Annotated in this window: 23 protein-coding genes and 1 tRNA gene; 13 read left to right on the top strand and 11 right to left on the bottom strand. The window is 61.2% G+C overall.

Going from position 1 to position 25049, the window contains the following annotated elements; translation table 11 throughout:
• Positions 1–132 precede the first annotated feature (132 nt).
• The 4 genes from pstS to pstB are packed head-to-tail and all read left to right on the top strand — an operon-like array spanning position 133 to position 4144.
• The gene (gene pstS, locus AB0O97_RS09250; protein ID WP_363842392.1) at positions 133–1251 is read left to right on the top strand and encodes a phosphate ABC transporter substrate-binding protein PstS; all 1119 of its coding nucleotides are present in this window, start codon (positions 133–135) and stop codon (positions 1249–1251) included.
• 35 nt (positions 1252–1286) lie between these two features.
• The gene (pstC, locus tag AB0O97_RS09245) at positions 1287–2234 is read left to right on the top strand and encodes a phosphate ABC transporter permease subunit PstC (RefSeq protein WP_363842395.1); all 948 of its coding nucleotides are present in this window, start codon (positions 1287–1289) and stop codon (positions 2232–2234) included.
• The gene (gene pstA, locus AB0O97_RS09240; RefSeq protein ID WP_363881905.1) at positions 2234–3340 is read left to right on the top strand and encodes a phosphate ABC transporter permease PstA; all 1107 of its coding nucleotides are present in this window, start codon (positions 2234–2236) and stop codon (positions 3338–3340) included. Before pstC ends, pstA begins: the two co-directional genes overlap by 1 nt.
• 24 nt (positions 3341–3364) lie before the next feature.
• Complete coding sequence (gene pstB, locus AB0O97_RS09235; RefSeq protein WP_363881903.1) at positions 3365–4144, top strand: phosphate ABC transporter ATP-binding protein PstB; 780 nt, start codon at positions 3365–3367, stop codon at positions 4142–4144.
• A gap of 262 nt (positions 4145–4406) precedes the next feature.
• Here pstB and AB0O97_RS09230 read toward each other — a convergent pair whose 3' ends face one another.
• From AB0O97_RS09230 to AB0O97_RS09220, 3 genes are all read right to left on the bottom strand, one after another.
• Positions 4407–5417, bottom strand: a complete 1011-nt coding sequence (locus AB0O97_RS09230; RefSeq protein ID WP_363881901.1) for an inorganic phosphate transporter — start codon at positions 5415–5417, stop codon at positions 4407–4409.
• Positions 5418–5419: 2 nt separating this feature from the next.
• A complete protein-coding gene (locus AB0O97_RS09225) occupies positions 5420–6037 on the bottom strand; it encodes a nuclease PIN (RefSeq protein WP_363842406.1) in 618 nt (205 codons plus the stop codon).
• Between the two features lie 219 nt (positions 6038–6256).
• Positions 6257–6904: a hypothetical protein gene (locus AB0O97_RS09220; RefSeq protein ID WP_363881899.1), complete on the bottom strand. Its 648-nt coding sequence runs from the start codon at positions 6902–6904 to the stop codon at positions 6257–6259.
• A gap of 213 nt (positions 6905–7117) precedes the next feature.
• Between AB0O97_RS09220 and AB0O97_RS09215 the strand changes: the two genes are divergently transcribed.
• Positions 7118–7190: transfer RNA gene (locus tag AB0O97_RS09215), tRNA-Lys, on the top strand.
• 113 nt (positions 7191–7303) lie between these two features.
• Here AB0O97_RS09215 and AB0O97_RS09210 read toward each other — a convergent pair.
• Positions 7304–7939: a cysteine hydrolase gene (locus tag AB0O97_RS09210; protein WP_363842412.1), complete on the bottom strand. Its 636-nt coding sequence runs from the start codon at positions 7937–7939 to the stop codon at positions 7304–7306.
• A 102-nt stretch (positions 7940–8041) separates the two neighbouring features.
• On the opposite strand from AB0O97_RS09210, the gene AB0O97_RS09205 reads away from it, so the two are divergent.
• The 3 genes from AB0O97_RS09205 to AB0O97_RS09195 all read left to right on the top strand — a co-directional run bounded on the left by AB0O97_RS09205 (position 8042) and on the right by AB0O97_RS09195 (position 10086).
• On the top strand, positions 8042–8875 hold the full coding sequence (locus AB0O97_RS09205; protein ID WP_363881897.1) for a hydroxymethylpyrimidine/phosphomethylpyrimidine kinase: 834 nt from the start codon (positions 8042–8044) through the stop codon (positions 8873–8875).
• Positions 8876–8952: 77 nt separating this feature from the next.
• Positions 8953–9324, top strand: a complete 372-nt coding sequence (locus AB0O97_RS09200; RefSeq protein ID WP_363881895.1) for a GNAT family N-acetyltransferase — start codon at positions 8953–8955, stop codon at positions 9322–9324.
• A complete protein-coding gene (locus AB0O97_RS09195; RefSeq protein WP_363881893.1) occupies positions 9325–10086 on the top strand; it encodes an SDR family NAD(P)-dependent oxidoreductase in 762 nt (253 codons plus the stop codon). It begins immediately after the preceding gene.
• Between the two features lie 113 nt (positions 10087–10199).
• On the opposite strand, the gene AB0O97_RS09190 is transcribed toward AB0O97_RS09195, so the two are convergent.
• The 6 genes from AB0O97_RS09190 to AB0O97_RS09165 form a co-directional block, all read right to left on the bottom strand.
• Positions 10200–11786: an MFS transporter gene (locus tag AB0O97_RS09190; protein ID WP_363881891.1), complete on the bottom strand. Its 1587-nt coding sequence runs from the start codon at positions 11784–11786 to the stop codon at positions 10200–10202.
• Between the two features lie 198 nt (positions 11787–11984).
• Positions 11985–12260, bottom strand: coding sequence for an HPr family phosphocarrier protein (locus tag AB0O97_RS09185; protein WP_363881889.1), 276 nt, complete (start codon positions 12258–12260; stop codon positions 11985–11987).
• A 52-nt stretch (positions 12261–12312) separates the two neighbouring features.
• Positions 12313–14025 (bottom strand): phosphoenolpyruvate--protein phosphotransferase, encoded by a 1713-nt coding sequence (gene ptsP, locus AB0O97_RS09180; protein ID WP_363881887.1) that lies wholly within the window; start codon positions 14023–14025, stop codon positions 12313–12315.
• A gap of 30 nt (positions 14026–14055) precedes the next feature.
• Entirely contained in the window at positions 14056–16131 is a 2076-nt protein-coding gene (locus tag AB0O97_RS09175; protein ID WP_363881885.1) for a fructose-specific PTS transporter subunit EIIC, read from the bottom strand.
• A 1-nt stretch (position 16132) separates the two neighbouring features.
• Positions 16133–17095: a 1-phosphofructokinase family hexose kinase gene (locus AB0O97_RS09170; protein WP_363881883.1), complete on the bottom strand. Its 963-nt coding sequence runs from the start codon at positions 17093–17095 to the stop codon at positions 16133–16135.
• A complete protein-coding gene (locus AB0O97_RS09165; RefSeq protein ID WP_363842439.1) occupies positions 17092–17880 on the bottom strand; it encodes a DeoR/GlpR family DNA-binding transcription regulator in 789 nt (262 codons plus the stop codon). The genes AB0O97_RS09170 and AB0O97_RS09165 overlap by 4 nt, the downstream gene beginning before the upstream one ends.
• A 326-nt stretch (positions 17881–18206) precedes the next feature.
• On the opposite strand from AB0O97_RS09165, the gene AB0O97_RS09160 reads away from it, so the two are divergent.
• From AB0O97_RS09160 to AB0O97_RS09150, 3 genes are all read left to right on the top strand, one after another.
• On the top strand, positions 18207–18848 hold the full coding sequence (locus AB0O97_RS09160; RefSeq protein WP_363881881.1) for a phospholipase: 642 nt from the start codon (positions 18207–18209) through the stop codon (positions 18846–18848).
• A gap of 418 nt (positions 18849–19266) precedes the next feature.
• Positions 19267–19731: a DUF2871 domain-containing protein gene (locus AB0O97_RS09155; RefSeq protein WP_363881879.1), complete on the top strand. Its 465-nt coding sequence runs from the start codon at positions 19267–19269 to the stop codon at positions 19729–19731.
• A 145-nt stretch (positions 19732–19876) separates the two neighbouring features.
• Positions 19877–20818: a hypothetical protein gene (locus AB0O97_RS09150; RefSeq protein ID WP_363881877.1), complete on the top strand. Its 942-nt coding sequence runs from the start codon at positions 19877–19879 to the stop codon at positions 20816–20818.
• Between the two features lie 8 nt (positions 20819–20826).
• Here AB0O97_RS09150 and AB0O97_RS09145 read toward each other — a convergent pair whose 3' ends face one another.
• Positions 20827–22110, bottom strand: coding sequence for a DUF445 family protein (locus tag AB0O97_RS09145; RefSeq protein ID WP_363842454.1), 1284 nt, complete (start codon positions 22108–22110; stop codon positions 20827–20829).
• 22 nt (positions 22111–22132) lie between these two features.
• Here AB0O97_RS09145 and AB0O97_RS09140 point away from each other — a divergent pair, with 22 nt between their 5' ends.
• Together AB0O97_RS09140 and AB0O97_RS09135 are read left to right on the top strand one after the other, a co-directional pair.
• The gene (locus tag AB0O97_RS09140; protein WP_363881875.1) at positions 22133–22987 is read left to right on the top strand and encodes a glycerophosphodiester phosphodiesterase family protein; all 855 of its coding nucleotides are present in this window, start codon (positions 22133–22135) and stop codon (positions 22985–22987) included.
• Between the two features lie 115 nt (positions 22988–23102).
• Positions 23103–24947, top strand: a complete 1845-nt coding sequence (locus tag AB0O97_RS09135) for a glycoside hydrolase family 15 protein (protein ID WP_363881873.1) — start codon at positions 23103–23105, stop codon at positions 24945–24947.
• Positions 24948–25049: the final 102 nt, after the last annotated feature.

The raw sequence follows: 25049 nt of genomic DNA, 5'->3' as shown, positions 1-25049 counted from the left end.
CATCGCACATGATTTAGGAGAATCCGCGGATCGTTAACCCTCCGTTCACCTAAGCGGGGCCATGGCTTTACCTCGGCCTCCTACTCTCGAAGAGTAATGAATCGAAATGCAACCCATCGAAGAGGTAAAAGCGTGAAGTCACTTCACATTGGCCGCGTGGCAGCAGTACTCACCGTCGGCGCACTGGCACTTACAGCATGCGGCACGGACAACGTAGTGGAATCGGGCAACGGCGGCAGCTCCTCTGCACCTGCCGGGCCCTCCGTTACCGGAACCTTGACCGGAACGGGCGCCAGCTCCATCTCAGCAGCCATGGATGCTTGGAAGGCCGGCTTCGAGTCCACGAACTCCGACGCCAAGATCCAGTACTCCCCTGAAGGCTCCGGCGCAGGCCGCAAGGCCCTCATTGCAGGCGCAGTACAGTTCGCTGGCTCCGACGCTTACCTGAAGGACGAAGAACTCGCCTCCGCCCAGGAAAAGTGCGGCCCCGATGGCGCCATCAACATCCCTTGGTACATTTCCCCGATCGCTGTGGCGTTCAACATTGAAGGCGTCAAGGAGCTCAAGCTTGACGCCGACACGATCGCCAAGATCTTCCGCGGCGACATCAAGAACTGGAACGACGAAGCCATCAAGGCCGCCAACCCGGACGCTACACTGCCGGATCTGGCCATCACCCCCGTGCACCGCTCGGATAACTCGGGCACCACAGAGAACTTCACCGACTACTTGGCAGCAGCTGCCTCCACGGTCTGGACCGACAAGAAGTCCGGCGACTGGCCTGCAGCACTCCCGGGTGAGAACGCCAAGGGCACCTCAGGTGTCGTCAAGACCGTCACCGAGACCGCTGGCGCCGTCACCTACGCCGATGACTCAGCCGTCACCGACGCACTGGGCAAGGTTGCGCTGAAGGTTGGCGACGCATTCGTTCCTGTTTCTGCAGATGCAGCAGCCAAGGCCGTTGACGCGGCAACGATCGTTGAAGGCCGTTCGGCTAACGACCTCTCCTTGAAGTTGGACCGCGCGACCACCGTTGCTGGTGCTTACCCGGCCATCCTCGTTTCCTACGGTATCTTCTGCGCTCACTACCCTGATCAGGCGACCACCGACCTGGTCAAGGCCTTCGGCAGCTTTGTCCTGAGTGATGAAGGTCAGAAGCAGTCCGCAGAAGCCGCCAAGAGCGCGCCCCTGTCGGCTGAACTGGCTACCAAGGCCAAGGCTTCGATCGATTCCATCAGCGTCGCAAAGTAAGCGTCAGTAACTAAGCTTCAATAGAAAGTACTGAATTGTCCACCACAAAGCTCGTACCCAAAACGGGAGCTGGGCAAGCCGGGTCAGGCCGCATCGGAGATAAAGTTTTCTCCGGTGCGGCCTTGACCGCGGGTGCGCTGATCGTTGCCGTGCTGTTTGCCGTGGCCCTGTTCCTGGTTGTCCAGGCCCTGCCGACTTTTGGCGCGGCATCTGCCGACATCACCGGAGGTGAGGGGTTCTTCTCCTACATCTTCCCGATTGTCATTGGTACTCTGATCGCCGCCACGATCGCCTTGCTCATCGCTACGCCCATCGGAGTGGCGGTTGCGCTGTTCATCTCGCACTACGCTCCGCGCAACTTGGCGCGTGTCTTGGGCTATGTGGTGGACTTGCTGGCTGCTATCCCCTCGGTTATCTACGGTGCTTGGGGCGCGAGCTTTCTGGCCTCCTCGCTCAAAGGACCGTACGCCTGGCTGGCCGAGAACGTCGGTTGGATTCCGATTTTTGCTGGACCTGCTTCCGGTACCGGAAAGACCATTTTGACGGCAGGCATTGTTCTTGCCGTCATGGTACTGCCCATCATTGCCTCATTGACTCGGGAGATTTTCCTGCAGGCACCCATGCTGCACCAGGAAGCGGCGTTGGCTTTAGGTGCTACCCGGTGGGAAATGATCCGTATGGCTGTTCTTCCCTTCGCCCGTGGCGGCATCATCAGCGCCGTCATGCTGGGCCTTGGCCGTGCACTCGGTGAGACCATGGCGGTAGCCTTGGTGCTTTCCTCCGGACCGCTGATCGCATCTTTGATCCGCTCCGGAAACCAAACTATTGCCGCCGAAATTGCCCTCAACTTCCCTGAGGCTTTCGGATTGCGCATGCATGAACTCATCGCCGCCGGCCTGGTGCTGTTCCTCATCACTCTGGCGGTCAACATGGTGGCCCGTTGGATCATCAACCGCCACAAAGAATTCTCGGGAGCCAACTAATGGCCACGCTCATGACCGAACGCAAACGGTCCGCCCTCACCCGCGGCCGCCTGCCACGCTACACCCCCTATGTGATCGCAGCGGCGGCTATCATCATCGCCGCCGCGCTCATGTCACTCATTGGCTTCAACACCTTTGGGTGGGGCGTACTCTCAGCTATTTTCTTCGCTGCGGGCAACGTCATCAGCTCAGCCCTGGTTGAAGGACGCCGCAAGGCTGTCGACAAGTTGGCCACGTCTCTGGTGTACGGGGCCTTCCTGATCGCTTTGCTTCCGTTGGTCTCAGTGATTTGGACCGTTCTAGTCAACGGTGTTCCCGGCTTGCTGACCTCCGGCTTCCTCAGCACCTCAATGAACGGCGTGACGGGAGCCGTCGACAACGCCTCCGTCGCGAATGGCACACCGGTTGTCGGTGGCGTTTACCACGCGTTGGTTGGCTCCGTGCTGATCACCCTCTGGGCCACCCTGATTTCGGTGCCCGTGGGTCTGATGACAGCCATTTACTTGGTGGAATACAGTGCAGACAACAAGTTCTCCAGGGTCATCACGTTCCTGGTTGACGTCATGACAGGCATCCCCTCCATTGTCGCTGGCTTGTTCGCAGCAGCCTTCTTTGCCCTGATCATGGGGCCAGGGACCAAAACCGGGTTCGTGGCCGCCGTCGCACTTTCAGTGCTGATGATCCCGGTGGTAGTGCGCTCCAGCGAGGAAATGCTCAAGATTGTGCCCAACGAACTGCGCGAAGCCGCCTACGCACTGGGTGTGCGCAAGTGGCGGACCATCACCAAGGTGGTCATTCCCACGGCGATCTCCGGCATTGCCTCCGGCGTCACCTTGGCCATTGCCCGAGTCATTGGTGAGACGGCTCCGCTGTTGGTCACCGCAGGGTTCGCCAGCAGCATCAACATGAATGTTTTTGCCGGATGGATGTCCTCGCTGCCCACTTTTATCTACACTCAGATCATGACGCCCACCTCGCCGTCGAACGCTGACCCCTCAACTCAGCGTGCCTGGGCCGCAGCACTTCTGTTGATCATCCTTGTTATGCTCCTCAACCTTGGTGCCCGCCTGGTCGCGCGCATCTTTGCGCCGAAGACCGGCCGCTAAATTCTTCTGAACGGAAAACCCACCATGTCAAAACGCATTGACGTTACCGATCTGAACGTTTACTACAGCGACTTCCGCGCCGTTGAAGACGTCAACATCAGCATCGAAGCAAAGTCCGTCACGGCCTTCATTGGCCCCTCCGGCTGTGGCAAGTCCACCTTCCTGCGCACCCTGAACCGCATGCACGAGGTCATCCCCGGCGCCCGTGTGGAGGGCAAGGTCCTGCTCGACGGCGACAACCTGTACGGCGACGGCGTTGACCCGGTGACGGTCCGCAGCCAGATCGGCATGGTCTTCCAGCGCCCCAACCCGTTCCCCACCATGAGCATCCGCGACAACGTGCTGGCCGGCGTCAAGCTCAACAGCCGTCGCATGCCCAAGTCCGACGCCGACAACCTCGTCGAGAAGTCACTGCGCGGTGCCAACCTGTGGAACGAGGTCAAAGACCGCCTCGAGAAGCCCGGCTCCGGCCTTTCCGGTGGTCAGCAGCAGCGACTCTGCATTGCGCGCGCCATCGCCGTATCCCCGGACGTGATCCTCATGGATGAGCCCTGCTCCGCCCTGGACCCCATCTCCACGCTCGCCATTGAGGACCTCATCAACGAGCTCAAGGACGAGTACACGGTGGTCATCGTGACCCACAATATGCAGCAGGCCGCCCGCGTGTCCGACAAGACCGCATTCTTCAACATCGCCGGCACCGGCAAGCCCGGCAAGCTCATTGAGTACGCCGACACGGCCACCATCTTCAACAACCCTGCCGAGAAGTCCACCGAAGATTACGTCTCCGGCCGCTTCGGATAAGCACCACTCGCCGGGCTGAGCAATTGCTCTGCGGCACTCCCACGTACGACGGCGACACTCACCACACAGGTGAGTGTCGCCGTCGTACTTGGTTAACCCATAGCTAGGCGGGCTACCGCCGAGGTTCCCTTTTGCGCTGGACCTGGCGTGGGTTCGGCGCAGAGTCTGTTGTGCGTCAGATCCGGCGTGAGTTTGGCGCATAAGGGAAGTGGCGCATAGGGAGACCGTGTGGGTTGCCTGGCGGCTAGGGAATGCCCGGCGGTTAGGCCAGCGGCGAGAGAGCTAGGAAGAACACGGCCCCGAGCGCCAGGCAGACCACAGGGGTGGCGATCCAGGCCCTCGCAATGTGGATCAATACCCGCCCATTGGTGGCAGCGAAGCGCTGATTCGCGCCGGCCCCAGCAATGGCTGCGGTGACCGCGTGCGTGGTGGACAACGGCATGTGGAGCACCATCGCACCAATGAACAACAGCCCGGCGCTGAGCATCTGGGCCACGGAACCGCGCATCGGATCCACCCGTACCAGCCGGTGGCCCAGGGTGTAGGAGATCCGCCAGCCGCCAAACAAGGTGCCCAGCGCCAACAACACCGCAGTGAAGATCGGGACCCACATGGGCAGTTCGCCAGCCCCAATGGAACCAGCGGCCACCAGCGCGAACAGGACAACCGCCGTCGTGCGCTGGCCGTCTTGGAGTCCGTGCCCAAACGCCACAGCAGCCCCGGCCACTGACTGAAGCTGCCGGGCGCGCCGGTTGACCCTGTTCGGGGCCATATTCCGCGCCGCCCAGGACGTGGGGTAAACCGCCGCGAATCCCAGCACAAAGGCCATCAGCGGGGAGATGAGTAGCGGCAGCACAACCAGTGACCACATGGTGACAGTGAGGCCATCGAGGGGACGGTGACCAATAACGGCCGAGCCCAATGATGCGCCCACCAACGAGCTGATCAGGGCATGGGTCGATGACGACGGAAAGCCCCGCCACCACAGGTAAATACCCCACAAAGAGGCAGAGATGAGAGCCGCCAGCAGCAGGATCAGGCCGTCCTTGCCATTCGGGACGATGAAAAGTTTATCCGCAAAAATAGTTGTTAGCGCCACGCTTGCTAGGGCGCCCAAGCAGTTGAAAAGGGCTGCCAACAGGACCGCTACATTCGCTGTCAGGGCGCGGGTACGCACGGAAAGGGCGACGGCGGCAGAGGCATCGCGGAAACCGTTCAGAAACGCAAAAACTGCGGCCGAGACGATCACGGCACCGAGCAGGAACGCGATCAATCTCAGGATTCCTTGACGATGATGCTGCCCACTTGGGCAGCTACCGTCCGCATCTGACGGCTGGCTGCGGCCAATTGGTCAGACAGGCTGCGATATTTTGTAAACGTTGTGGCGCTGTGGGAATCCAGCAATTCTGCGACGACCACTCGATGGGTGTGGTCGGCTCGTTTGGCTAGCCGCAGCACCTCCAACCAGTAGTCCTCAAGGCCATCCAGATCGTTGAGGGATTTCATCGCAGCGGTGGTTAGTTCCGCCTGTCGGGCGAGGATTTCCAACTGATCACTCATACGGGTGGGAATGCGGTCAAGAACGTAGAGTTCGATCAGTTCGCCTGCTCCTGTGAGAAATTCACTGGTTTCGTTCAGGAGCTGGCCCAGCGTGTACAGGTCTTCGCGGGGGAGCGGGTTGACGAAGCTGGTGCGCATGGTCGTCAAGAGGGTGGAGAAATTTGCGGTTGATTCCGCTTCTTGCTTCCGCAACGATTCAGTCAAGGGGCCGAAGCCAGCCCTGCCAGCGCCCAACAGCTCTGCCAGGGTCTGTGTACCTGCCAAGATATGCTCTGACATTTGGGCCAGTGCCTGCAACCCTGCAGTCTCTTGGGGGAAAAGTCGCAACTTCACGGCGAGACCTTTGTTTTAGCGGATTGGATAGGAAAAAATCCGGGCATCTCCAGGGCAAAAAAGTGGTGTCGAACCGGGAGCGCCTCTCGGCACTGGGCCGCTCTAGGCGGCTATAAAATGGAGCCCGGGGGTTCCACGGTTCGACACCACTTTCAGTCTTCTACGTCCGGCCCCGACTGTCAACCGGGGTATCAACCAGAGACAGTTTCAGAGAGTTGATTAGTCCAGTTCGCCCTTGCGCCACGAGGTGGCGGCACCCTCGAGATCCTCCGCAGTTCGCACCAATTGGTGGGCTTTTTTAGTCAGTGCCGAGGCATGCTCGGTGTGGGCAGCTTCACGTTCGGCAGCGAGGGTGGCTTGTCCCAAGGCGACAACTCGGCAGAACGCCGCGGAACGGTCAAGCGCAACGTCGAAGTCGCCGTCGAACGCGCCGGAAAGAATGGCGTTAGCCATGACGGTGATTTCTTCGGCGCCGGGCGGCTCGGCAACACCGGCTACAGCATTGGCCACTTGAGCTCGCTGCTGCCCGGCACGGAAGAACACGCTGATGCCTTCAGGATCCTGCAGTGTTGCGGCCCGCAGCGCGTAGAGACGCCAGAGGGCGCCAGGGAGCGAGCGGGCCGGGCTGGCTGCCCACAATTCGGCGATGGCTTCCAGACCCTGCTTATCCGCCAGCTTGACCAGGCGCTTGGTGACGGCAGGATCGTTGCTCTCCCGGCCGCCACTGACCAGGGCACGGGCGGCAAGATGGGCCGCCTCGGAGACACGGGCCGGATCGATGCCCCCGGCGTAGCTTTCAAAGTCGGCCGGTGAGAACGGCACCGGCTTGTGCGGGCGGGGGACGTTGGTGGCTGGTCGATCATTCATGACACGACACTACCCCTCGCCGCCCGGCCGGGTCGAGAGAATGGGGTTCGCTAGCCAGCAATCTGTGGAAGTCTGTGGAAGACGGTGATCCCAACAGTGGCTGTGAGGAAGTAACCGTGGCGCGATTGCATTCTGGTGCTTGCCGTGCGGTAGTCTAATATGCGTCAACTTTTGCAGGGATGGAAACATTACTACGCTAGTTGTCGTTAGGTCGGGCCTTTAGCTCAGTTGGTAGAGCATCGGACTTTTAATCCGTGGGTCGCGGGTTCGAGCCCCGCAGGGCCCACCGACTTAGCCGCAGGTCAGAACCACTTTTAGTGATTCTGACCTGCGGCTCTTTTTTGTTTTGGCCGCTAACCCGCTACTGCGGCGTTTTGGTGGCCTCGGGGCCAGGTCCCGCTAGTAGCCTCGCGAAGAGTCCTCGAGTGTGCCGGCAGAGTCGAGCGCAGCAATGAACTCATCCGATGTGGTCGGCGTGGAGAACATGGGGTAATCAAACTTGACCGCGGACTCGCCCTCTTCGACGCTGGTGGCGGCTACGGCGTCGGTCAAGGTCACCACGTTGTAGCCACGCTCGTACGCTGTGCGCATAGTGGATTCCACGCAGCAGTTGGTGAGGAATCCTGCCAGTGCCACGGTCTTGATGCCTTTGGCTCGCAGGATGAAATCGAGGTTGGTGCTGCCAAAGGCGTCCAGGCCTCGCTTGCCTTCAATAACAATGTCGGATTCCTCCGGAGCAAACCTGTCCATGATTTCAGCGCCCCAGGCTCCCTTTACAAACGCCGTGGCGTCTACCACGCCCTTAAGGATGCCGTAGGGATGCTTGGCGATCTCGTTGTAACCAGGCGCAAAGCTGATGGGGGAGTGGATCACCGTGGCTCCGGCTGCCCGTGCTGCGGCCAGCACTTTCGCTGCATTATCGAGGGTGCCGTTGGCTTCCATGGAGTCCTTGACCGCCCCGTGCAAAACACCTCCCTCAGAGGTGAAATCATTCTGGAATTCAATGAAAACTACAGCTGTTGAATCGGTGTCCACGGGGCGCTCCTTGGGCTGAGGGGAGAATTTCTCACGACATTCCTGAATCTACCGCCGTAACGCGAACATTGGTAGAGCGCGGCGAAGTGGCAAGATAGTTCCATGACTATCCATGCCCCCGCTCTTGCCCTGACCATCGCCGGTTCCGAAGCGACAGGCGGTGCCGGCGCCCAAGCCGATCTGAAGACCTTCCAGGAACTGGGCGTCTTCGGCATTGTGAACCTCACCTGCATCGTTTCCTTTGATCCCAAGAACAACTGGAACCACCGCTTTGTGCCGGTGGATCAGCAGGTCATTGCCGACCAGCTGGAAGCTACGACGGCGGCCTATGGTGCCGCTTCCGGCGCACCCACCACGCTGGACACAGTCAAGATCGGCATGATGGGCAGCCCTGCCACCATCACCACTGTGGAGACGGCGCTCAAGGCTGCCGCGTTCAAGAACGTGGTCCTGGACCCGGTACTGATCTGCAAGGGCCAGGAGCCGGGCCACGCACTGGACACCGATCAGGCGCTGAAGGCCCAGATTCTGCCGTTGGCCACCTTTGTCACGCCCAACCACTTCGAAGCCGAGTCCCTCTCCGGCTTGAAAATCAACAATGTTGAAGACCTCAAGGCTGCTGCCCGCAAGATCCACGAACTCTCCGGCGCGGTAGTCCTGGCCAAGGGTGGGGTGCGGCTGGAAGGCGATGACGCCGTCGACGTTTTCTTTGACGGGGAAACGCTGGAAGTGCTCTCCGCGCCGAAGGTTGGCGAAGTTGCTGTCTCAGGTGCCGGCTGCTCGCTCGCCGCAGCCGTGACGGCCGAACTTGCCAAGGGCGCAACCCCGCTGGAGGCGGCCCGGACGGCCAAGGCTTTCGTCACCGAGGGCATCAAGAACCGTGTGGCGTCGGGCGCACCGTTCACCGCTCTGTGGCAGGGCGGCGCGCGCGCCTAAGGAGGGCGCTTTAGGAGATAGGAAACGGGCGCCGGCCAGCTGTTGCCACGGCTTGTCCGGTGTGCCAAGCTCGCTCTATGAGTGTGAACGAAACCCTGGAATCCGACCCTTTCGACGCCACCGTGCGCATGAGCCGCAATGACGCTCTGCACCGCTATGAGCTGTTCTCGGCGGAGGAATTGGCCGTGACCATAACCTTCGCGGATCTGCCCGGCCATATCGATCTGCTCCATACCGTTGGTGAGCCCGGTTTTGAGGGAAAGGGCCTGGCCAAGGTCTTGGCGCGCTATGCCTTGGATGACGTGGTGGCGTCCGGAAAACGTATCATCCCGCACTGCAGTTACGTGGCGAGGTTCCTGGCTAAACATCCGGAACCGTACCTGCAGTACACCGATTTCCCTGATTTCCCTGATTTCCCTGATTCCCCTGATTCCCATGAGGAGGCCTAAATGGACCGCCCCGTGGCACTGATTACCGGCGCAACGTCCGGGCTGGGTGCTGAATTTGCCCAGCAGCTTGGCCGTTCCCAGCATGATTTGGTGCTGGTCTCCCGTGATGCCGCCCGCCTCGAGGTAAAGGCGGTGCGCCTGCGCAACGACTTTGGTATTGATGTTCAGATTCTGCCAGCTGACCTTGTTACGGACGACGGCGTCGCTTCCGTCAGCGCTCGGCTGACGGACCCGCAGCGGCCAGTCTCGATGCTGGTGAACAACGCCGGCTTCAGTCTGGTGAAAGCCTTCGAGAAGAACTCTGTTGAAGAAGAAACAGCGCACCTGCGTATCTTGGCTCAGACTCCTATGGAACTCACCCATGCCGTGCTGCCCGGAATGTTGGAGCGCGGGGCGGGACGCATCATCAATGTTTCAAGCGTTTCAGCGTTTATCCCGCGCGGCACGTACGGGGCGGCTAAGGCTTGGGGTGTCAGCTTCAGCCGTTTCGCGAACCTGCGTTACGGCCCGCGCGGCGTGAAAGTAACCGCCGTGTGCCCCGGTTTTGTGCACACCGAGTTCCACCAACGCATGGGCGCTGATATGAAAGGTGTGAAGCCGTGGATGTGGCTCAACGCCGAGCAAGTGGTGCGTGAAGGCCTCGCCGATAACGCAGTGGGCAAAGCGGTGTCGATCCCGTCCAAGCGCTACGCCACTCTCATGGCGTTGGCCAAGCTGGTCCCCGACAGCGTGGCTGCCGCAGCTGGCAATCGCGGACGCTGATTAAACCGAGTTAAATCGAGAGCGTGCCATGGTGGCGAGGACCCCGAACTCTTGGGGCACTAGGCACCATGGCACGCTCTCGGCCATGAACTCCGGGGTGAACCGGGTGGGGATTACCCCTCAGACTCCGGGCGGCCCACGGTGACCGGGATACCAGTGCCTGGGGTGGGCGGCTCGTAGGATTCGTCAAAGGGCAGGTAATCCATGTCCAACAGCGGATTCTCGTCCTGCGACTTCACCAGTTCCTGAGCTTCCTGGACAGTGGCCACGCTTGGCATGGAGCCAGGCAGGTGCTTTTGTGCAGATTCACGCAGGAAGTAGATACCCACAACGCCAATGGCGGAGGTCAGCATCAGATAGTAGGCCGGCATCAGTTCGTTGCCGGTGAGGGTGATTAGACCCTTCATGATGAACGGAGCGGTACCGCCAAAGATGGCCACGGCAAAGTTGTAGGAGATTCCCATGCCACCGTAACGGCTGGACGTGGGGAACAACGCTGGCAAGGATGATGCCAGGTTGGAGACGTAGAAGGTTACCGGGAAGGCAATCAATGCCAGACCAAGCATGGTGGTCCAGACGGGGCCCACGGCAATGAGCATGAAGGCAGGGACGGCCAGTACCACGGTGCTCACAGCGCCAACCCAAAGTACCGGGCGGCGTCCAATACGGTCCGACAATTTACCGGTCAGTGGAATACACAAGGCCATGACGACCAAAATGGGGATGGTCAGCAATGTTCCATGGACTGGATCGTAGCCCATTGAATCCGTCAGGTAGGTGGGCATATAGGAGGTGAGAGCGTAGCCTACCGTGTTGGCTGCTGCCACAAGAATCATGGCCAGCAGCACCTGCCGCCAGTAGACCTTGACCAGATGAACCGGCCCGTTTGAGGAGTCCTCGTCGCTGGCTGCAGCGGACTTGGACGCCTCCTCATTAGCATCCAGAGTGGCCTGGAACTGAGGTGATTCCTCGATCTTCATGCGGAAGTAAATGGCAATCAAGCCCAAGGGCCCTGCGATGAGGAACGGCACACGCCAACCCCACTGCTCCATGACCTCCTGGCCCAGAGTCAACTGCAACACCGAGACCATGGCGGCACCAATGGCGAATCCCAGGTAACTCCCAAGATCCAAGATGCTGGCAAAGTAGCCACGGCGCTTGTCCGGAGCGTATTCGCTCACAAAGGTGGTGGCGCCAGCATACTCACCACCGGTGGAGAAGCCTTGAACCAGTTTGAGCAGGACCAGCAGGGCCGCAGCCCAGATGCCGATTTGCGCGTATCCGGGCAGGAGCCCCACGGCGAAAGTTGAAGCAGCCATGACCATCAAGGTCGTGGCGAGCACCTTTTGACGCCCGATTTTATCTCCGAGCCAGCCGAAGACCACGCCGCCGAGCGGCCGGGCCAAGAAGGTGGCCGCGAAGGTCCCCAGCAGGAACAAGGTCTGAACATCTGGGTCTGCCTCAGGCAGAAATACTGGTCCCATGGTGGCGATGAGGTATCCGAAGACACCGACGTCGTACCATTCCATGGTGTTTCCAACAACGGTGCCGCCCAGTGCTTTTTTGAGCATTGGGGCATCAACAATATTGACGTCATCGACGCCGAGCCGGCGTTTTTTGAGTTTGGGCACACGGGACCTTTTCGGCCGGGTATGCGGGTGATCTGCGGGGTCCTTAACACCTGGTTCCGGTTGAGTCATGCTTCGGTCTATGGGCATTTGTTCATCCCCTTAAAGGAGTTCATTTGCTTGCGACTTCCTGCTGCATCGCTACGGGCAGACCATAAATTCTAGCAGATGGGATATTTTCACCCCTGAAACCGGGTGCTGTCAAGGGCAAAAAACCCCGCCATTGCAACCAAAAATGGTTACAGTGACGGGGTTCTTGGAACGTGGGGGCTAGGCGTCGTGGTTTGTCTCAAGGATGGTAACCAAGAAGTCCAAAGCGGCGCCTGCAGAGTCGTCGTCGGTGCGCAGCACAACAACTTCGCCGAACTCCATGCCGAGGCTCATCAAGGCGAGCATGCTGTCGGCGTCCACCGCGTCCTCGATGGGATCGCCCACGCGCGCAATGGTCACTTCGGCGTCCAGCTCGCCGGCGGCCTCGGCAAAGATCGATGCCGGGCGGGCGTGCAGTCCCACAGTGCTGGCAATGGTGGCGGTACGTTCAATCATGATTCTCTCCTCAAGCAGGTAATGAATAAAACAAGTACTGAATAAAAGTCGCTTAGAGCCCCAGCTCGGCGAGGGCCGGCAGCCCTGCCCTGACCAGCTCGCGGGCTTCGGCAGCGGAGGAGGCCCCCACCGCCCGGTATGCCAACACTTTAGCCTCGGCGAGCGAAACGGTGCGCAACACGGCAGCCACGGCCGGTAGCGCCCGCGGCGTCATGGACAAGGAACTGACTCCCAAACCGGCAAGCACGACGGCGAGGGCCGGGTCCGCGGCCGACTCCCCACACACACCAACCGGCTTGGGCGCCGACGTCTCCAGCGATGCTGAGTGCCTAGCCTGCTCGACAGCTCCTTCGACAGTTGCCTGAATCAGGGCCAGTACGGCTGGCTGCCAGGGATCATTCAGAGCCGCGAGCGGCCCCAGTTGCCTGTCGGCCGCCATGGCGTACTGGGTTAGGTCGTTGGTGCCGAGGCTGGCAAATTCCACATGGTTCAGAATGTGCCGGGCCGTGAGGGCTGCGGAAGGAACTTCCACCATGACCCCCGGAACGCGCAGTCCGGCTGCGGTGCACAGCGCGGCGAAGTCAGCTGCCTCGGCAGGTGTTGAAATCATCGGTGCCATGACCCACACCTCGGCCTGGGAAGACCCAGCGGCATCGGCAATAGCAGCCAGCTGACGGGCCAAAACACCCGGAGTGGTGATATCTGTACGGTAACCACGCACACCCAGGGCAGGGTTGGGCTCTGTGGTGTCAGTGAGGAACGGCAGTGGTTTATCGGCGCCAGCATCGAGCGTGCGCACAACAACCTTTTTGCCCGGGAAAGCCTCGAAGACGCCCTTATAGGCGGCCACCTGATCCTCGTGGCTGGGCTCGGTGCTGTTGCCCAGGAAGCAAAATTCTGTGCGCAGCAGACCCACACCTTGGGCGTTGGCGGCAGCAGCCTCCTGAGCATCTTTCGCCCCGCCAACATTGGCCAACAGTGGGATTAGCGTACCGTCGGCAAGCTGTCCCACACCGTCAAAGACGCTCAGTAGCGAAGCCTTTTCCTGCCATACCGCTACGGCAGCATGTTCGGCATCGGCTGGTTCAGTGCTCACAATCCCGGCAGAGCCGTCCACAAAGACCACGTCGCCGTCGGCAACTCCGAGCACCCCAGCAGCGGCAACAACCGCCGGTAGCCCTAAGCTGCGAGCAATGATGGCTGTGTGTGACTGCGGCCCACCTCCTGCCGTGACCAGCGCAATGACCTTTGCGGGATCAAGGGTGGCCGTGTCAGCAGGGGCCAGGTCCTCGGCAAGCAGAATGAACGGTTCAGCGGAATCAGGGATTTCCGGGGCGGGCACACCTCGAAGCACGGCCACAATCCGCGAACGCACATCCAACACATCGTGGGAGCGTTCGGCCATGTAACCGCCCAAGTTGGTGAGCATCTGGGCTACCGAATCGCCGGCTTCCCAGATGGCCCGCTCAGCCGAGGTGCCGGTCTTGACCAACTTGATGGCGGCCTTGATCAGCATGGGATCGGTCGCCATCAGGGCTGTGGCCTCAAGAACGTCCTTCCCGGCGCCTTCAGCCCGGCCAGCACGCTCCAGGAGCTGCTCTTTCACGGTTGCCCCAGCAGTCTTGAGGGATGCAGCGGCAGCCTCGGGCGTCGTCGAACCTTCCAACTTTTCACCAGCGGGAGGCTCGGTGAGGGCTGGCGGCATGTGCCGGACCGGGCCAATGACCCGGCCGCGGAAGACTCCGACTCCAACAAAGTTCTGCACAGTAGCTCCTTCGACAATCATGGCCAGGGCCTAGGCGGCCTGGGTGGCAGGCTGCGTTGCTGCAAGGGTATCAACGGGCTTGCGAACAGCCCAGCGTTTCAGCGCTACGACTGCCAGCGCGGCGACCACGGTGCCCACCAGGATGGACACGGCGAACATGGCCAGGTTGCCGATGGCGAAGAAGACGAAGAATCCACCGTGGGGAGCCTGCGAGGTCACGTGGAAGGCCATGGTCATGGCGCCAGTGACGGCGCCGCCCAGCATTGATGCCGGGATGACGCGCAGGGGATCGGCAGCGGCGAACGGGATGGCGCCTTCGGTGATAAATGAGGCGCCCAGCAACCATGCTGCCTTGCCGTTTTCACGCTCAGCCAGGGAGAAGCGCTTCTTATCGAGCACGGTAGCCAGCGCCATGGCAAACGGCGGAACCATGCCGGCGGCCATAACCGTGGCCATGATTTCCCACGGAGCCTGGGCGGCAAGGCTACCCGCACCGAGCCCGGCCACTGCGAACGCGTAGGCCACCTTGTTGACAGGACCACCCAAGTCGAAGCACATCATGAGGCCCAAAATAATGCCCAGCACGACGGCGGATGCGCCAGTCATGCCTGTCAGCCAGCTATTTAGACCGTCAGAGAGTGAAGCAATCGGTGAACCAAGGAATAGGAGCATGGCCCCTGAAGCGAGGATGGAACCCAACAGCGGGATGATGACCACAGGCATGAGGCCACGCAGCCAGCGCGGGACCTTCCAGCTGCCGATCCAGTAGGCCGCGAGGCCTGCCAAGATGCCGCCCACCAGGCCGCCGAGGAAGCCGGCGCCCATGAACACGGCAATGGAACCGGCCGTGAAACCGGGTGCGATGCCGGGGCGGTCGGCGATGCCGAAGGCAATGTAGCCGGCCAAGGCCGGGACCAAGAAGGCCATGGAAAGGCTACCAATTTTGAATGCCACGGCACCTAGGTATGCTCCGAGCGGGCCCAGCGCTTGTTCAGGGTAGTCGGTGGGCAGATTGGCCAAGCTATTGCCGGTCAGGATCTTGTCCGCGAAGTCTGGAATCTGGAAGCCACCCAGCAGGAAGCCAAGTGCGATCAGCAGGCCGCCACCAGCCACGAACGGGATCATGTAGCTGACGCCGGTCAGCAGGACCTTCTTGATTTTGGCGCCGAGGCTTTCGCTCGAGGCCTCAGCCCTGTTTTCTGCATTCTCTTCCGCGCCAAAATGCGGCACGCGGTGGGCATTCGGGTTGTCCGAGGCGGCAATTGCCTCCTGAATCATCTTGGCTGGCTCGTCGATTCCGCGCTTCACGGGCGAACTGACGAGCGGCTTGCCGGCAAAACGTTCCTTGCCGCGAACATCCACGTCGACGGCGAAGATCACAGCATCTGCGGCCGCGATTACGGCGGGATCCAACGGAGTCACAGCACCGGAACCCTGGGTCTCCACCTGCAGGTCAACACCGGCTTCCTGAGCGGCCAAAACCAGTGAATCGGCGGCCATGTAGGTGTGGGCAATGCCCGTAGGGCACGCCGTCACAGCAACAAGGCGCTTCTGACGGGTTGCGGGGGCAGCGGCGGCCCCGGCGGCGCCGGGATCGGTGGAACCGGCTGCGCCCTGAGCGACCGGGGCCGGTGTTGGCGTTGCCGCCTTAGGCTTGTCCGCCAGGGCGCCTTCGACCAGGGCAACGATCTCTGCCGGGGATTTTGCTGCGCGCAGGGCCGCGGTGAAGTCCTTCTTAATGAGGGAGCGGGCCAGCTTGGAGAGCAGCTTGAGGTGTTCGTTGTCGGCGCCTGCGGGGGCGGCGATGAAGAAGATGATGTCGGCCGGGCCGTCCTTGGCGCCAAAGTCAACAGCCGGGTTCAGGCGTGCCATGGCGAGGGTCGGTTCAAGCACAGCCTCGGAGCGGCAATGCGGGATGGCGATGCCACCCGGGACGCCGGTTGCGGTCTTTTGCTCGCGGGCGAGGGCGTCGGCGAACAGGCCTTCTACCTCGGCGGCACGGCCGGTTTTTGCGATGAGCTCGGCCAAATTGCGGATGACCGAGGTGGTATCAGTGCCGAGATTGGCGTCAAGAAGCACCAGATCATCGTTGATAAGGGTTGTCATATCAGTTCTCTTCAGCTGGGGCCAGCACCGTCACAGAGACGGTTCCGGGGGTTGTTTGTGCGAGGGAGGGAACCATGGTTCCGGGGAGGGAAGCTGCGGCCGCGCCATGCGCCACTGCTTGCTGCAGGCACGCTTCGGGGGAATCCCCACGAAGCGTTGCCAGCAGATATCCGGACAGTGCGGAGTCACCCGCACCGACGGTGCTTTTTGCCTTGATGGCGGGGCCGCGGCCATGGAAGCTGCCGTGGCTGGTGGTCAAAACTGCGCCCTTGGAACCGAGCGTCGCCAGAACAGCACCCACCCCGTTCTTGAGCAGAGTAACGGAGGCCGCTGCGGCCGCCGCCGGATCTGCCTCAAGCTCAGGTCCGGTGGAAAGGCCCGTCAACTCGGCCAATTCCTCACCGTTGGGCTTGAGTAAGTCAGGGGCTGCGCGTAGGCACTCTTTGAGTGGGGCGCCCGAGGAATCGACGGCGATGCGTGGTGCCCGCGAACCATGCGCGGCACGGACGGCCTCAATCACCAACGCATAGAAATCACTCGGCACCCCCGGCGGAAGTGAGCCGGCCAGCACGAGCCAGCCCGCGCCGTCGGACTTCTCAACGGTGAGCGCCAGGAGCTCGTTGAGCTGGGTCTGGGTGAGGAAGGGGCCGGGCTCGTTGACCTTGGTCGTGGTGCCGTCGGGCTCGGTGATGGCCACATTGCTGCGCAGGGGTGCCCCGATCGGCATGGCCAGGTGGGGGATGCGCTCGAGATCCAAAGCCAGGACGACGGCGTCACTTGCGTCCCCGGGCAACAGCGCCAGCGCCTCGATTCCGGATGCGGAGAGGGCCCGGACAATGTTCACGCCCTTGCCGCCGGGATGCGCAGAGGAGGCCGTTGCGCGCTGAACCTCGCCGCGCTGTAACGGAGCAGCCAGATCGATGGTGCGGTCCAGGCTGGGGTTGGGCGTCAGGGTGAGGATCATGCGATCACGACCTTTATGTCGGCGCCGGCCAAGGCTGCGGCAAGCTCGCCGGTGGGTTTTGTGGTGGTGACCAAGATATCGATCTCCTCGAGGGTTGCGAAGCGGACAAGTGTTTCGGCGCCGAGTTTGGAGGCATCGGCCAAGACCACCACCTGCCGGGCCGCCTTGACCATGGCGGTTTTGGTGGCGGCTTCGACAGGGTCTGGGGTGCTCAGACCAAAGGCGGCGTGGATGCCGTTCGCGCCGAGGAAGGCGATGTCGGGGCGCAGTGCGCTGAGCTGTTCCGTGGCGCGAGCTCCGACGACGGCGCTGGTCAGGGCTCGGACGCGGCCACCAACGATGTCCAACAGCAGATGCGTGTTGGTGCTCAGTGTCCCGGCCATGGGGAGTGAATTGGTGATGACGAGCAGTTCATCGCCAGCGTTGGCGGGGGTCCAGGTGGCCAGCCTCTCGGCCAACGCCGCCGTGGTAGTGCCCGAATCCAGCAAGATGGAGGCCGTTGGGGCGTGCGGAATCAAGGCCAGTGCAGCTGTGGCAATGCGCTGCTTCTCTTCGAGGTGTTGGCTCTGGCGTTCGCTTAGGCTGAGCTCTGTACGCGTCAACCGGTCCACACTCACCGCCCCGCCGTGCACGCGGCGGAGCTTGCCCACTTCTTCCAGCGCAGCCAGGTCGCGGCGAACCGTCTCTTGGGTAATGGAAAACAGTTCTGCCAAGTCATTGACGCCAACCCTGCCTTGGGCGCTGACGAGTTCGGCGATCCTGCGCTGCCGTTCCTCCGCAAACATGTCATTTCCTTCCGGTGGTGGGCGGCCAGCCTGATTTTTCTTGGCTGCCCTACTCCCGTGATCCGAATCACAGCTGTTGTTTCAGATGACTTTATCTGTGTTTATCTTCGATTGTCAAGATCATTCCCACATAAACACAGATGCGGGTCTGTTTTGGGGTTTATGTTTGCTGTGGGTGGGCCTGTTGGGGGCCTGTTGGACTGGTCAGGCCCACGGGGCGCTTCGAACCGTTAGAAAAGGTCGTTTTGAACCGTCAAAGCGACCTTTTCTAACGGTTCGGCGAGGAAGCCCAATGAGGGAACCTGGCGAGCGGGTAGTCTGACCGCATGGAAACTGTTCTCTGGTCCCACCCGGAAGCTGAGCGAGCCGGGAAGCCGTTGCTGCTGATGCTGCACGGGTACGGTTCGGATGAGTCCCGCATGAGCGCGGCATTCAAGGACCTGCCACGGGGATTCGTGTGCGCCGCGCCGCGGGCACCCATGGACATCGCTGGGGATTACGGCTGGTTTTTGCTGGACTATTTTCTGGTCAACGACTTCGCCGCGGTGGTCGGAGCCGCCACGAAAGTCCTCGCATGGCTGGATACCGAGATGGTCCGCCACAAATTCAGCTCGGTCTCAGTGCTGGGATTTTCACAGGGCATGGCCATGGCAACCACATTGATCAGGCTGCGTCCGGACATGTTCATGACCGGCGTAGGACTTTCAGGCTTTGCTCTGAATAATGAACTGCTCGCCACCATGGAGCCGCTGGAGCGCAAGTTGCCGTTTTTCTGGGGTCGCGACGTTGCGGATCTTGTCATCAACCCCGACGCTACGGAGTTCACCTCCGAATGGTTGGCCGCCAACACCGATCTGCAACAGGCGCGCTACGACGCAATGGGCCACACTATGCGGGCGGACGAACTGGCCGATGTCTCCTCCTTCCTGACAGCGAACGTGCCCGGCTCCTTCACACCGAGCAGCTAGGAGAAAATCATGACCGGTCAGGCAAACGGTTTTGAGCACATCATCGGTCCGGGTGGCGAGGTCACCATCACCCATCATGGCCGCAAAGCCACCACCCTGCGCGGGCCGATGGCCTAAAAATTCTTGGTTGATCTACTCACCGCCGAGCCTCAGGAGCTCAGGGCCCGGCTGACCGGAAACTATCGCCGCGGCAATGAACGCACAGCAAAGAACCACCCGCGGAACTCGGATAACCGGCGCTAAACCTAAACGGCACTAAACCTGACCGGCGCTGAAGCTGACCCGCGCTGACGCCCCCAACAGTAAAAGCAGCCGAATGTCGGTGCGCAGTCAATCAAAAGGTTGATGGCCGGCGTCGTGCGGGTCAATACGCTTCAAAGAAAGGCCCGAACTGGGGCCCAGTAGCGAAGGAAACCTCATGAAGAAGCTCTTTTACTCGGCGTTTGCGTACATGGTTATCGGGGTCCTCTCCGGCCTGTTCTACCGCGAATTCACCAAAGGCAAGCAGTTCGACGGCTTCACCCAGCTCTCCGTAGTCCACACGCACCTACTCACCCTCGGCTTCATAGTCCTGCTCATTGTGCTCATCCTGGAAAAGTTGTTCACGCTGTCCAAATCGCGCCTGTTCAACTGGTTCTTCTGGCCGTACAACGCCGGCCTGATCCTGTCCGCGGCCATCATGGTGGTCCACGGCATGCTGCAGGTCAACGGCACCACCGACGTCTCCGCAGCCATCCCCGGTATCGCGGGCCTGGGCCACATCCTGCTCAGCGCCGGCATGGTGTTCATGTTCCTGGCCCTGCGCACCCGCCTGTTCGCCCCGGCCGTGAAGGTCCCCACTGTGAAGCACGACGACGGTACTCCCGTAGCGCTCGCAGGCTAAGTCTGCGCGGGGCTGGCTGCGAATCCTGGGCCTAGAGTGGATTTCCTGACGGTTTGGTTTTCCTGACAGTGAACTGCCGCAAAGATCCGCAGGGGGCCGTTACGCTGGAGGCAAAGAGTTGGGGGCAAAAGAGGCAGGGGAGAACATGGCCAACAAGGATCTCAATCACGGGGGCATGGCGCAATCGCCGGGCTTCGCTAAACAACGTGGTCCGGTGAACCCGGCCGTTCAGATGGCAGCGGGTGCTGCATTCGATCCGAGTGGAAAGCCCACGCCTGCCGTCCATGGCATGCTACTTAAGGCTGTGGAAGTGCAGCGGCCGCTGGTGCTGGCCAACTTGCGCCGGCTGCGCAAACGGTACCCGAACGCCACCGCCTACGAGCTCAGCCAGCGTCTGGAACGAGACTTCCTCAATGGTGTCAGTGGCGGTGGGGCTGCCGTTGGTGCCACGGCCATCATCCCTGGCATAGGCACAGTGGCGGCGTTGTCCATTTCCGCCGCGGCAACCGTGGTCTTCCTGGAAGCCACGGCGCTTTACGCGCAATCCATTGCCGAACTTCACGGAGTGCGCCTGGCGAATCCGGAAAGTGCTCAGGTCACGGTCATGGCCATTATCTTGGGCGAAGAAGGCCAAGCCATGCTGCAGGGATTGACTGGGCATGCACTGGGAACCGGCAAGACACCCATGCAAGCTTGGGGCAAGACCGTCAGCAAGAACTTGCCGCTGAACACCATCAAGGGTCTCGTGGCACCTATGCAGAAAATGTTCCTGAAGAAGATGGCGGTCAAGGGCAGCGCCTCGGTGGTTGGCAAAGCTCTGCCCTTTGGCATTGGTGCAGCCGTGGGTGGCGTGGGCAACTACATGATGGGCAAGGCAGTTATTGCCTCGGCCACCCGTGCCTTTGGCCCGGCGCCCATGATGATTCCGCAGGAACTGCTAGCCGAGCTTGAATCCACAGCCAAACTCCCCAAGCCGCCGAAGGAACCGAAGCCCCCCAAGGAACCGAAGCCGCTCAAGCCCGGCAAGGCCCCCAAAGCCCTGAAATCCCCCAAAGCCCCGAAAGCACTAAAGCTGCCGAAGCGGTGACTGCTCCGCTAGCCGAACACCAGCGTGGCTACAGTGAAAATCGCCAGCCCTGCGAGTGAACCAACCACGGTGCCGTTAATACGGATGAACTGCAGATCCTTGCCCACCTGAAGTTCGATCTTCTCGCTGGTCTCCACAGCGTCCCAGCGTCCAACTGTGTCGGTGATCAAGGAGGTGATCTCGTGCTTGTAGGTGCCCACGAGGTAGGCGGCAGCGTCGGCAATCCACTTGTTGACCTTGTCCCCAAGGTCCATGTCGGAGACCAGACGGGCTCCGAAGTCCTGCACCGCCGAGGTGAATTTCAGGCGAAGTTCTGACTGTGGATCATCCACGGCGTCCGTTAGCGCCGTCTTGATGGTCTCCCAGGTTCGTCCAGCCAATTCCCGAACCTCAGGATCCCCGAGAACCTGGGCTTTGATACCTTCAGCCTTGGCGATCATGGCCGGATCATGCTGCAGTTCCTGGGCGAGGTCCTTCAAATAATTATCGAGCTGCTGGCGGACCTCGTGGTGAGGATCGTTCTGGACTGCGCGGGCAAACTTGTAGATTTCCGCGTGGATCTTATCCCCTACCAGGCCGTCCACAAAGACCGGAACCCAACTGGGGGAGCGGTCGGTCACCAGACCGGAAATGGTGTCGTGGTTGGCTTGGATCCACGTGGTGGACCGGTCAACGAGTAGGTCCACTAGGGCATGGTGGTGGCCTTCGGCAAAGATCCGTTCCGCGAGCTTGCCCACGGGTGGGCCCCATGGTGGTTCCAACACATGTTTGCGGACCATAGACTCGATGACGTCTTGGATGTCCTCGTCCTTCAACACCGAGATGGCGCCTCGCAGCGCGGCAGCACCCTCGGTGGTCACCCGCTCGGCACTGGCCGGTTTGGATAGCCAGCTGCCCACCTTCTGGGCGATCTGTGTGGAGGCCAACTTCTGCGAGACTACCTCTTCGGAGAGGAAGTTAGTTTCCACAAAGTCAGCAAGAGAGGCACCAATCTCATCCTTGCGGTTGGGGATGATGGCGGTGTGCGGAATCTTGATACCCATGGGGTGTTTGAACAGAGCCGTGACCGCAAACCAGTCGGCCAGCGCACCAACCATGCCGCCTTCGGCAGCGGCCCGAACATACGCCAACCAGGGAAAACGGGGCTGTAGGGCAAAGGCGAAACAGAACACCACAGCCATGAACAGCAGCAGGCCCAGCGCAATATTCTTCATACGCTTGAGCGCTGCGGCCTTCTGAACGTCCGGATGCTGGGGTGGAACTGACTGCTCGAGCCTTCGTGTTTGCGCCATGGAGTAAGCGTAGCGTGGAGCCATGACAGTTCAGATCTACGCGCACCGCGGTTCCAGCGCCGCCTTCGCCGAGCATACTCGCGCCGCGTATTTGCAGACCCTCGCTGACGGTGCTGACGGGGTTGAATGCGACCTTCACCTCACGGCGGACGGGGAACTTGTCCTGCTACATGACGATGATGTGGCGAGGACGTCCAACTCGGCAGGGTTGGTGGCAGAGCTGACACTGGCCCAGTTGCGAACCCTCGATTTCAGCAGCTGGCACGGCGTCGTCATCCCGCCCGACTACGGCACCATTGCTACCCAGCTCCTGACCTTGCCTCAGCTTTTGGAGCTGCTGGCCGCTGCCGGGCGCCCCATTGCCTTGGCGCTGGAATTCAAATACGGGGCCACGTTCAAACCGCAGCTGGTCGATGCCGCGCTCAAGACGTTGCGCAGCTTCGGCTGGGACTCTGAAAAATCCAGTGCCGGTAACATTCACGTTTCCTTCATGAGCTTCCACCCCGACGCCGTGAAGCACCTCGCCGCGCAGATCCCTGCCGCGCACCTCTGCCAGTTGCTCGAAAACGTCCAGGTGGCCGGTGTCCGTGAGGAGTTGGACATGGGTGCCATCACCGGGCGCACCGCGGCTTTTCTGATGCGCCGAGCCATGGCCGAAGGCGAAAGGTTAATTGACGACGGCGTAGCTCAACTCGCCGGACCCGGCGTCGAGTACCTGCGTGCTCACCCGGGCAACGCTGCTCGTTGGGTTGCCGCCGGACGGGTGCTGCGGGTGTGGACCGTGGACACAGCGGAGGATCTAGCCTTGTGCCTGGCAGCCGGGGTTGAACAGGTCACCAGCAATAGGCCACGCGAAATTCGGGAGCTGCTGCGCTGATCCCTGAGCGAGTCCCTGAGCGAGTCCCTGCGCTGATCCCTGAGCTGATCCTGCGACAGGCCCGACAGGCTTGGCTGACTCGGCAGACCTTGACGCCATGTGATTGCATGGAAGCATGGCATCGCGAATTGAAGACTATGCACTGTTGTCCGATCTGCACACCGGGGCCCTTGTGGGCCGCGATGGGAGCATTGACTGGTTATGTTTTCCGCGCTTTGACTCACCGGCGGTCTTTACCGCCCTGCTGGGTACGAGCGACCACGGCCGGTGGCTCATGGCGCCCACGCACCCGGAAGCCGCCGTGGCGAAACGCTCCTACCGGGGGCGAACCTTCGTGTTGGAAACGCTATGGGAAACCCCTGAAGGCACCGCCCGTATCACCGATTTCATGCCGGTGGGCGACCGCCGGGCTTCCATTGTCCGCCGTATCGACGGGGTCAGTGGCCGAGTGGAAATCGGCCAGAAAATCACTGTCCGGCCCGGCTACGGCAAGGTTTTGCCGTGGGTTAGGCGCATTGACGAAGCTGATGGAAGCGAAGCAATCGTGGCCGTTGCCGGACCAGACGCACTGGTGCTGCGTGGCGATGAGCTGCCCCACGCCGTCGACCATCAGCACAGTGGAACTTTCTTGATCGCTGCCGGCGAGAGGGTCGAGCAGGAACTGATGTGGTACCCCTCGCACCGACCCGTCCCCACACCCATCGACACGGAACGGGCGCTGGTCGAGACCGTGAATTACTGGGACAAGTGGGCCGCCCGCTACAACCAGAACGGCAAATATTCGGTCATTGTGGAGCGCTCGCTGTTGGTTTTGCGTGCGCTGACGCATGAGGATACGGGTGGGATTGTCGCGGCACCCACCACCTCGTTGCCGGAAGATTTTGGTGGCGCCAGGAACTGGGATTACAGGTTCTGCTGGCTGCGTGATGCAGCGTTGACGCTCGAGGCCATGCTCACCCACGGCTATGCCGAAGAGGCGCTGAAGTGGCGAGACTGGTTGCTGCGCGCCGTGGCCGGAGACCCAGAAGATCTGCAGATCATGTACGGGCTCGGCGGTGAACGTGATCTCACGGAGGGCGAGTTGAGCCATCTGCCCGGCTACGAAGGTGCGCTGCCGGTGCGGATTGGCAACGGCGCCGTGGGGCAATACCAGGCAGATGTTGTAGGTGAGGTACTGGTGGCGCTGGAGAAGCTGCGTCTGGCCGGCGGGCATGAGGACCACTTCTCCTGGCCCTTGCAGCAGGCCATGCTGGGCTTCGTGGAGAAGCACCTGAATGCCAAGGATCACGGCATTTGGGAAATGCGCGGGGACCAGCTGCACTTCACACATTCGCGCGTCATGATGTGGTCCGCCTTCGACTGTGGCGTGCGGGCCGTCCGCGACCACGGCTTGTCCGGCCCTGTTGAGCGCTGGGAGGAACTGCGCAGTCAGCTGCATGCCGAAATCATGGAGTTCGGCTTCAACAAGGAACTCAACACGTTCACCCAAACCTATGGTGGCACAGCTACCGACGCCTCATTGCTGGTCCTGCCACAGGTCGGTTTCGTAAGCTATAGCTCCCCGGAAATGCTGGGCACGGTGGATGCTCTGGAAGCGGAACTGGTAGATGCTCATGGTTTGATCCTGCGCTACCGAACGGAAACCGGGCTGGACGGGCTGGCACCCGGCGAGCACCCGTTCCTGGCCTGTTCCTTTTGGCTGGTTGAGCAGTACGCCCACACTGGCCGCCGCAAGGACGCCGTGAAACTGATGGATACTTTGGTGGGACTGGCCAACGATGTGGGCCTGCTCAGCGAAGAGTACGACATGGGGCAGGGTCGCATGGCGGGAAACTTCCCGCAGGCTTTCTCCCATCTGGCTTTGGTCCGTGCCGCAGATGCCCTCCACGGCACCGAGCACCTGAGCTTGTCCGACGAGCCGATCGACACCCACACCATGCCCATCGTCGTGCCGTCATGATCATGCCGTTTGAGAGGAGCTTCGGGGCGGGCTCTGGGGGCACGGTCGTCGGTCTTTCAAGGGTGCTTGACGTTCTTGCCATGCGGACCATGGTGAATCTGT

Origin of the sequence: Specibacter sp. NPDC078692, assembly GCF_040686835.1 — a bacterium.
Lineage (GTDB): Bacteria > Actinomycetota > Actinomycetes > Actinomycetales > Micrococcaceae > Specibacter.
This window is presented reverse-complemented; position numbering and strand designations above follow the sequence as displayed.